Origin of the sequence: Mesorhizobium sp. M7A.F.Ca.CA.001.08.2.1, from assembly GCF_003998455.1 — a bacterium.
Classification (GTDB): domain Bacteria; phylum Pseudomonadota; class Alphaproteobacteria; order Rhizobiales; family Rhizobiaceae; genus Mesorhizobium; species Mesorhizobium ciceri.
Genome location: NZ_RZPW01000149.1, coordinates 1 through 10,040, shown reverse-complemented (window position 1 = coordinate 10,040; position 10,040 = coordinate 1). Strand labels below are relative to the sequence as shown.

General features: G+C 64.3%; 2 protein-coding genes. Both read left to right on the top strand.

Features of this window, described 5'->3' with window-relative positions; translation table 11 throughout:
• A partial coding sequence (locus EN914_RS11615; RefSeq protein ID WP_127389088.1) for a GH36-type glycosyl hydrolase domain-containing protein occupies nucleotides 1-7,591 on the top strand: 7,591 nt, incomplete at its 5' end.
• 512 nt (nucleotides 7,592-8,103) lie between these two features.
• Nucleotides 8,104-9,885 carry a glucan ABC transporter ATP-binding protein/ permease gene (locus EN914_RS11610; RefSeq protein WP_024505587.1) on the top strand — a complete coding sequence of 594 codons (1,782 nt, stop codon included), beginning with the start codon at nucleotides 8,104-8,106 and terminating at the stop codon, nucleotides 9,883-9,885.
• Nucleotides 9,886-10,040 lie beyond the last annotated feature (155 nt).

Here is a 10,040-nt window from a genome sequence, read left to right as displayed (position 1 = left end):
GTACCGGACCGCGATCGAGGAATTGGCGCGCCGCTCGAACCTTTCGGAATATCGCGTCGCCGAGAAGGCCATCGAGCTGGCCGGCCACGCCGCCAGCGATGGCGACGGCGACGTCGTTTTAACCGGGTCCGCCCACACCGATGTCGGCTTCTTTCTCGTCGGCCCACGCCGGCTCGAGCTGGAGAAGGCGATCGGCTATCGACCCACCATCAGCCAGACAGTCAAGCGTGCCTTCCGCAAGACCGGCTGGCTCGGCATCGTCGTACCGGTGTTTGCGCTGACGGCGCTGCTTCTCGTCCTCTCAGGCAACGCGCTTGCCAATCTCGGCCTGTCGGTGCCCTCGATCGTCCTCATGCTGGCGCTTTTTGCCGTGCCGGCCAGCGAGGGCGCGCTCGCCTTCTTCAACACGGTCGTTTCGCTGTTCCTGAAACCGACGCGCCTCGTCGGCTACGATTACCGGCACGGCGTGCCGCCCGAGGCGCGCACGCTGGTGGTGGTGCCGTCGCTGATCGGCTCGCGCGACGATGTCGAGGAAAACATCCGCAATATCGAGGTGCATCATCTCGCCAACACGGCCGATGAAATCCATTTCGCGCTGCTGTCGGACTGGCCGGACTCGAAGACCGAGATCGATGCTGCCGACACCGAAATCCTCGAATTCGCGCGTGCCGAGATCGCTCGCCTCAACGCACGCTATCCCTCCGAAGGCGCGCCGCGCTTCTATATCCTGCACCGGCGCCGGCTCTTCAATGCGGCGCAAGGGTCGTGGATGGGCTGGGAGCGCAAGCGCGGCAAGCTGCATGAACTCGACCTTCTGCTGCGCGGCGACAGCGACACCACGTTCCTGCCGCTCGACGTGCCGCTGCCGGAGAACGTCGTCCACGTGATGACGCTCGATGCCGACACGCGCACCACCCGTGACGCGGTCGCCACCCTCGTAGGCAAGCTCTGCCACCCGCTCAACCGGCCGCATTTCGATGCCAGCAAGCGCGTCGTCACCGCCGGCTACGCGATCCTGCAGCCGCGCATCACCGCGTCGCTGACATCAGGCGACGATGCGTCGTTCTTCCAGCGGGTGTTTTCGGCCAATCGCGGCCTCGACCCTTATGTCTTTGCCGTGTCCGATCTCTATCAGGACGTCTTCGGCGACGGGTCCTTCACCGGCAAGGGCCTCTATCACGTCGACGCCTTCGAGGCCGCCCTCCAGGGCCGCATCGAGGAAAACACCATCCTCAGCCACGATCTGCTGGAGGGCGCGCTGGCGAGATCGGCGCTGGTCACCGATGTCGAACTGGTCGAGGACTATCCGACCCGCTACTCGGTCGACGCCTCGCGCCACCATCGCTGGGCGCGCGGCGACTGGCAGTTGCTCGGCTTCATGCTCGATCCGCGCTCCGGCGTGCCTGCGCTGTCGCGCTGGAAGATGATCGACAATCTGCGCCGCTCGCTGACGCCGATCTTCTGGGTGATGGCGGCGATTGCCGGCTGGACGCTGCTGCCCTTCACACAGGCCGCGCAATGGCAGGCCCTGCTGATCCTCAGCCTGTTCATGGCGCCGACATTCGACATCGTCAACGCCATCCTGCCCAAGAGCGGCGACCAGACGCCACGCGGCCATTTCTCGGCCCTGGCACGCGACGTCGCCTTCGGCACCGCCATGGTGGCGCTGAAGATCGTGCTGATGGCGCACAACGCCTGGATGATGGGCGATGCCATCGTGCGCACGCTCTATCGGTTGTTCGTCAGCCGCCAGAACCTTTTGGAATGGCGCACCGCCTCGCAGGCGCACAAGGCGGGCGACAACGATGTCGGTTCCTATTACGGCATGATGTATGGCGCCGTGATCATCGGCTTCGTCGGCCTTGCCATTCCGGTGCTGGCCGACTCGACCGGCGCCTTCGTTGCCTTCTTCTTCGCGCTGTTCTGGATTGGCTCGCCCGCCATCGCCAGCTGGATCAGCCGTTCGGCTGAAACCGAGGATCGCTTGCGCATATCGCAGGCCGATATCCATACTTTGCGCACGGTGGCGCGGCGCACATGGCACTATTTCGAAAGCTTCGTGACGGCAGAGCATCACCATCTGCCGCCCGACAATTTCCAGGAAAGCCCGGCGCCGGTGGTGGCGCCTCGTACTTCGCCCACCAATATCGGCGTCTACCTGCTGTCCGTCGTTTCCGCCCGCGACTTCGGCTGGATCAGCCTGTCCGACGCCATCACCCGCATCGACGCCACCATGGCCACGATCGAGGGCATGCCGCGTGAGCGCGGTCACCTCTTCAACTGGTACGACACCACGACGCTGAAGCCGCTCTATCCGCTCTACATCTCGGCTGTCGACAGCGGCAACCTCGCTGGCCATCTGGTGGCGGTGGCGGCGGCCTGCGCCGAATGGGCCGAGGCGCCCTCCGTCCACCTCCAGGGCGATTTCGAAGGCATTCTCGACACGGTCACCATCCTCAGCGAAAGCCTCGATGATCTGCCCGACGACCGCCGTCAGTTGCGCCCGCTGCGCCAGCGCCTCGCCGACCGTCTCGACGGCATGCGGCGCGCTGTCGACACCATCAAGGCGCAGCCCGAAATGGCGTCGATCCGCACCATCAACCTGGCTGTGCTGGCAGGCGAAATCCGCAAATTGGCCACCGCCATCCATACCGAGGCGGTGTCACCCCAGAGCGACGTCATCGTCGACTGGGCGGCAAGGCTGGAAGCCACCTGCGAAGCGCACGTCCATGACGCACACAGCGACGACAATGCCGTCGAGGCGCTGCGTGCCAAGCTGCTCACCTTACGCGAGCGCACCCGCCGCTATGCCTTCGAGATGGATTTCTCCTTCCTGATGCGGCCGGAGCGCAAGCTGCTGTCGATCGGCTACCGGGTCGAGGAACACCAGCTCGACGAAAGCTGCTACGACCTTCTGGCTTCCGAAGCGCGGCTGACCAGCCTGTTCGCCATCGCCAAGGGCGATCTGCCGACCGAGCACTGGTTCAGGCTTGGCCGGCCGATCGTCGAAATCGGTTTCCAGGGCGCGCTGATGTCCTGGTCCGGCTCGATGTTCGAATATCTGATGCCGCCGCTGGTCATGAAGGAGCCGCAGGGCTCGATCCTCAACCAGACCAGCAAGCTGATCATCAAACGCCAGATCCAGTATGGCCGCCAGAAGAACGTGCCGTGGGGCATTTCGGAGGCCGCCTACAATGCCCGCGACCGCGAACTGACCTACCAATATACCAATTTCGGCGTTCCAGGCCTCGGGCTGAAGCGCGGTCTTGGCCAGAACACGGTGATCGCGCCTTACGCCACCATACTGGCGGCCCAGTTCAATCCGCGTGAAGCCGTGCTGAATCTCGCCCGATTGCGGGAGATCGGGGCGCTCGGCCGCCACGGCTACTACGATGCCGTCGACTTCACGCCGCAGCGCGTGCCGGAAGGCACGGACCATGTCGTCGTCCAGAATTATATGGCCCACCATTCGGGCATGTCGATCGCGGCGGTTGCCGACGCCATCTTCGAAGGTCGCATGCGCGACCGCTTCCACAGCGATCCGGTCATCGAATCGGCCGAACTCTTGCTGCAGGAGAGGGCGCCGCGCGACATCCCGACAGCGACCGTCAGGACCGAGGCCGACGAACGCTCCAAGGACGAGACCGAAGTCGACAGCCCCGACACCCGCATCGTGCTCAATCCGCTGCAGTCGCTGCGGTCGACCAACGTCATGTCGAACGGCCGCTATTCGGTGATGGTCAGCGCGACCGGCTCGGGCTACAGCCGCTGGGGCGATCTCTCCGTCACCCGCTGGCAGCCGGATCCGACCGAGGACCGGCTCGGCTCCTACATCTTCCTGCGTGACGCCGGCACCGGCGACTGGTGGTCGGCTACAGCCGAACCGAAGCGAGCCGCCGAGGAAAAGGCGCAGACCTTGTTCTCCGACGACAAGGCGAGCTTCGTCAAATCGGTGGGCACGTTGCGCTCCGAGGTCGAATGCATCGTCATCTCGGAAGGCAATGGCGAGGGCCGTCGGGTCACGCTCTACAATGACGGTCCGTCCGACCGTCACATCGAAGTGACCTCCTTTGCCGAGCTGGTGCTCGGCCTGGAGGCGTCCGACAACGCGCATCCGGCCTTCTCGAAGATGTTCGTGGAAACCGAAATCTCTGCGAACAACGCGGCGATCTTCGCCACGCGGCGCAAGCGCGAGACCAGCGAGCCCGATATCGCCATGGTGCATTTCGTCACCGATCCGTCCGGATCGGCGCGCGACGCCGAGGCCGAGACCGACAGGCGCGCCTTCATCGGCCGTGGCCGCACCATCGTCGACGCAGCCGCTTTCGACCCGGGCGCCAGGCTGGGCGGCCACTCAGGCTTTACGCTCGATCCCGTCGCCTCGCTGCGCCGACAGGTGCGCGTGCCGGCCAACAAGAAGATATCGCTGACCTTCTGGACAGTCGTCGGCGCCGGCCGTGCCGAACTGGACGAAGCCATCGCCCGCCTCGACCATCCGGAGAGCTTTGCCCGCCAGGCCATGCTTGCCTGGACCCGCAGCCAGGTGCAGACCCGCCATATGGGCCTCAGCCTGACCGATGCCGCCAATGTGCAGAAGCTGGCGCGCTATCTGATCTATCCGGATCCGTTCCTGCGTCTTCCCGCGGAATCCATCGCCTCGGGGCTGGGCAAGCAGTCGAGCCTGTGGCCGACAAGCATTTCCGGCGATTTCCCGATCTTCCTGGTCAGGATCGGCGATGTCGCCGATCTCGAAATCGTCGCCCAGGCGCTGCGGTTCCAGGAATATATGCGCACCCGCGGCATGATGATCGACTTCGTCGTCGTCAACGAGCAGGCGTCCTCCTATGTCCAGGACCTGCAGCGGGCGGTCGAGACGCTGTGCGAAAACAGCCGTCTGCGCGGCAAGGAGCTCGGGCCGCGCCAGCACATTTTCGCGGTGCGCCGCGATCTTATGGACGAGACCACCTACAAGACGCTGCTCGCCGTCGCCCGCGTCGTCCTGCACACGCGCAACGGCACCATCTTCGACCAGATCGAGCGCGCCGAGGCGGCGGCCCTGCAGGCGCGGGATGCTCTGGCAACGTTGCCGATTCCGCGTGAATTGCCGTCGCCGACACCCACGACGCATACTCCTGCCTCGCAGGCGGTGGCCAATGTCAGCGCCGATGGCAGCGGACTCAGCCAATGGAACGGCTTTGGCGGTTTCGACGGCGACGGACGGCACTATGTCGTGCGCCTGGCCGGGCGGCGCACGACGCCGCAGCCGTGGATCAACGTCGTCTCAAACGCCTCGTTCGGCTTCCACACCTCCGCCGAGGGCGCAGCCTTCACCTGGAGCCGAAACAGCCGCGACTACCAATTGACGCCGTGGTCGAATGATCCGGTCTCGAACCGCCCGGGCGAGGGCCTCTATATCTACGATCAGGCCAGCGGCAAGGCATTCTCGCCGCTCGCCGCCATGGTGCGCGATCCCTCGATGACCTACGAGGCCTGGCACGGCCAGGGTTTCTCGACCTTCCGCTCGAAGCGCGGACCGTTGTCGATGGACCTTACCCATGTCGTCGATCCGGTCGATTCCCTGAAAATCTCGCGGCTGCGCATCCAGAATTCCGGCTCGGTGCCGGCGCGGCTGCGTGTCTATGCCTATGCCGAATGGGTGCTCGGCGGGCATCGGTCGCGCACTGCGGCAACCATCGTCCCGTCGCGGGATGCCGCCAGTGGGGCGCTGCTCGCACAAAATCCCTACGGGCTGGATTTCGGCGAGCGGGTTGCGTTCCTGGCGGCCGACGGCGGCGTCCATTCGGTGACGACAGACCGATCGGAGTTCCTGGGCCGGCATGGCTCCAGCGAGCTACCGCAGGCGGTACTGAGCGGTGCGGCGCTGTCTGGCCGTGTCGAGGCCGGCGACGATCCGTGCGCGGCGATTGCCCGCGACGTCGAGATCCCGGCAGGCGGCGACGTGACGCTGCTCTGGCTGCTCGGCGACGCCGAGTCGGTCGAGGAGGCGAGCGCGCTGGTGCAGGAGCATCGGGCCAAGGACTTCGACCAGCGATTGGCCGACAATGAGCGCGAATGGCGCGGCTTCCTCGACACCATCCAGGTCGAGACGCCCGACAAGGCGCTCGACGCCATGGTCAATCACTGGCTGCCCTATCAAAGCCTGGCCTGCCGCATCCGCGCCCGCTCGGCCTTCTATCAGGCCAGCGGCGCCTTCGGCTTCCGCGACCAGTTGCAGGATACGCTGGCGCTGCTGGCGCATGACCCGCAGTTGGCGCGCGACCAGATCCTCAACGCGGCGCGGCGGCAGTTCCCCGAAGGCGACGTGCAGCACTGGTGGCTGCCGCGCACGGGTGCTGGCGTACGCACGTTGATCTCCGACGACGTAGTCTGGCTTGCCCACGCTACGGCGCGCTATTTGCTGGTCACTGGCGATGCCTCCATCCTCAAGGAGCAATTGGCCTTCATCGATGGACAGCCGCTGGGCGAGGGCGAGCACGATGCCTTCTTCACCCCGGAAATTTCGAAGAAGACAGCGACGCTCTACGACCACTGCGCGCGTGCGCTCGATCTCGCCATCAAGCGCAGCAGCCCCGCGGGCCTGCCGCTGATCCTCGGCGGCGACTGGAACGACGGCATGAACCGCGTCGGCGAGCACGGCAAGGGCGAGAGCGTCTGGCTCGGCTGGTTCCTGTTGAAGACGCTGGGCGATTTCGCCCCCGTCGCCAAGACCGAGGGTGATGCCAAGCGAGCACAGGCCTGGGCAAAGCATGGCGATGTTCTGAAGCGGGCGCTGGAGAGCACCGCATGGGACGGCGAATGGTACCGGCGCGGCAGTTTCGACGACGGCACGCCTTTGGGGTCTCGCAACTCGCAGGAGTGCAAGATCGACTCGATCGCCCAGTCTTGGAGCGTGCTTTCGGGAGAGGGCGATCCGGCACGCTCGACGACCGCGATGGAGCAAGCAACGAAGCTGCTCGTCGACGACAAGCTGAAGATCGTCAAGCTGTTCACGCCGCCATTCTCGAAGACGGAAAAGGACCCCGGTTACATCAAGAGCTATCCGCCTGGCGTGCGCGAGAATGGCGGCCAGTACACCCACGCCGCCACATGGTTCGTCATTGCGCTTGCCGAGATGGGGCAGGTCGACGAGGCCTATCGTTGTTTCTCGATGCTGAATCCCATCAACCACGCGACCGACGAGGCCACGGCCGAGCACTATCGAGTGGAGCCCTATGTCGTGGCGGCCGACATCTATGCCGGGGACGACAATGCCGGCAACGGCAAGGGCGGCCGTGGCGGCTGGACCTGGTATACCGGCTCTGCCGGCTGGCTCTACAGGGCTGCGGTCGAAGGCATTCTGGGCATCGAACGGCGCGGCAAGCGTGTCCAGTTCAAGCCGAAGCTGCCAAGCCACTGGGATGGGTACTCGGCAAATCTCAAAATGCTGGGGGCGGAACTCAAGGTTCGTGTCATTCGCGACAATAAGGCCAAGGCCGTGTCGCTGGAGGTGAATGGGGCAAAGACCAAGGCTTCGGCAGTCGAGCTGAAGGACGGCGAAGTTGCCGAGGTGGTCATCAGGATCCCGGCCTGAGGCCTGTTGCCCAAAAAGCATGCGCTCGGAGCGGGGGTTCCGGGCCGCGACTTTTGTCACCACGGCGGGATGAGAGGCCCCATCCCGCCTGGCGTTGCCGTCTGCCGTTGAGGGGCATCCCGCCGAGAAGTCTATGTAATCAAAGGCTTGAGGCGCCCCATAGGAGTAGCCGCGAGCGGTGAGGGTTTGGCCACCCTTCGCCTGGAAGGGCATCCTGCAGCTTTGTTTTGCTTTATACTTCGCGAAAGGCGATTTCGGCCTCAGTCATCCGCCCGACATTGTTGCTGATTAAAATTATGGCAGCACGTGCCAACTGCCATGATTTCGCCGCATGCCTGACATTTTACCTGTCTTCTCAAACCGTTAGGTGATCACGGCAGATTTCGGAACGTCGCCATCTTTTGTTCGCTCTAAGGGAACTGAAGGGGTACACGGCCATTGTTTTGCGACGTATCAACCGGTACGAATAAAATGATGCAGTGCACAATAAACAGCGTGGCGGAGTAACTGGGGTGACCCTTCTGCAAATCTACTGGCGAGCTCTCGGTTATCTGGCCGCGGACAGGAAACGCGTTGCGTTGATCTGTTCGGCCAACGTGGCTCTCGCCATCGTAGCGCTTCTCGAGCCGATTATGTTCGGTCGCGTCATCGGCGCCATCTCCGAGCGTGGCTCTGTCTTCACCACCCTGATCATGTGGGCCGGTCTCGGCGCCTTCAACATCGTTGCCTTCGTCATGGTGGCGCGCGGCGCTGACCGCTTTGCCCATGCTCGGCGCAGCGAAGTGCTTTGCGAGTCGTTCGAGCGCGTGATCACCATGCCGCTCGCCTGGCACCATCAGCACGGCACCTCCAATGCGCTGCACACGATGCTGCGTGCCGTCGAAACCCTGTTCAGCCTTTGGCTCGAATTCATGCGCCAGCATCTGTCCACGGCTGTCGCCCTCGTACTGCTGGTTCCGACCGCGATCAGCATGGACCTGCGCATGTCGCTGGTGCTGCTTGGCCTCGGGCTGCTCTATGTCGGCATCGGCCGGATGGTCATGCGCCGCACCAAGGCGGGCCAGGCCGCGGTCGAGCGCCACTACCACAAGGTGTTCGCGCATGTGACCGACTCGGTCAGCAACGTTGCAGTGCTGCAGAGCTACAATCGCCTCGGCCACGAGGCCGATACGCTGCGCCGCTACGTCAAGAACCTGCTCGACGCGCAGAACCCTGTGCTCGACTGGTGGGCGCTGGCCAATGCCTTGCACCGTCTGTCATCGGCAATCTCGATGCTGATCGTGTTGTCGATCGGCTCCTATCTCGTGACTCATGGTCAGTTGGGTGTCGGCGACGTCATTGCCTTCACCGGTTTTGCCACGATGCTGATCGCTCGCCTCGACCAGATGTCGGCTTTCGCGAACCAGATTTCCGAGGCCCGTGCCAAGCTCGAGGATTTCTACCATCTCGAGGACTCCGCGGCTGATTCCGCCGAGCCGGACGGCTTGCGCGATCTTTCCAACGTCACCGGCCATGTGCGCTTCGAGAATGTCGGCTTTGAATTCGCCAATTCCGGCCAAGGCATCGACGACGTGTCCTTCGAGGTGCAGGCGGGCCAGACCGTCGCCATCGTGGGCCCGACGGGTGCCGGCAAGACCACGCTCATCAACCTGCTGCAGCGTGTCTTCTCGCCGTCCCATGGCCGTATACTGATCGACGGCATCGACACCCGCACCGTGACCCGCAAGTCGGTGCGCCATTCGATCGCCACGGTGTTCCAGGATGCCGGCCTGCTCAACCGCTCGATCGAGGACAACATCCGTGTCGGCCGCGCCGATGCAAGCAATGACGAGATCCATGCCGCCGCCAATGCGGCTGCCGCACAGGACTTCATCCTGTCCAAGAGCAATGGCTACGACACGGTGGTTGGCGAACGTGGCGGCCAGTTGTCGGGCGGCGAACGTCAGCGCATCGCCATTGCCCGTGCCGTACTGAAGGACGCACCGATCCTGGTGCTCGACGAGGCGACCAGCGCGCTCGACGTCGAGACCGAGGACCGCGTCAAGGAAGCGATCGACGAACTGCGCCGCGACCGCACCACCTTCATCATCGCCCACCGCCTGACCACCGTTCGCGACGCCGATCTGGTCGTGTTCATGGACAAGGGCAGGGTGGTCGAGATGGGCGGCTTCACCGAGCTGTCGCTGCGCAATGGCCGCTTTGCCAGCCTGCTGCGCGCTGGCGGCCTGCTCAACGACGAGGAGGTCCGCCGCCTCAGCCGCACCGTGCTGCAACAGCAGGAAGCGGCCGCCTGATCAGGCACGTCTTTGCCTTCTCCCACAGGGGCTAGCGTGCGCACACATTTGCTTCGGGTTCATTTTTGTGAGGCGAGAACGAAGCCGTCGACGATGGCGTTGAAGCGTCTGAGGCCTTGGGTGAAGGTGATGGGTCCTGGCGGGCGTTCCTTTTC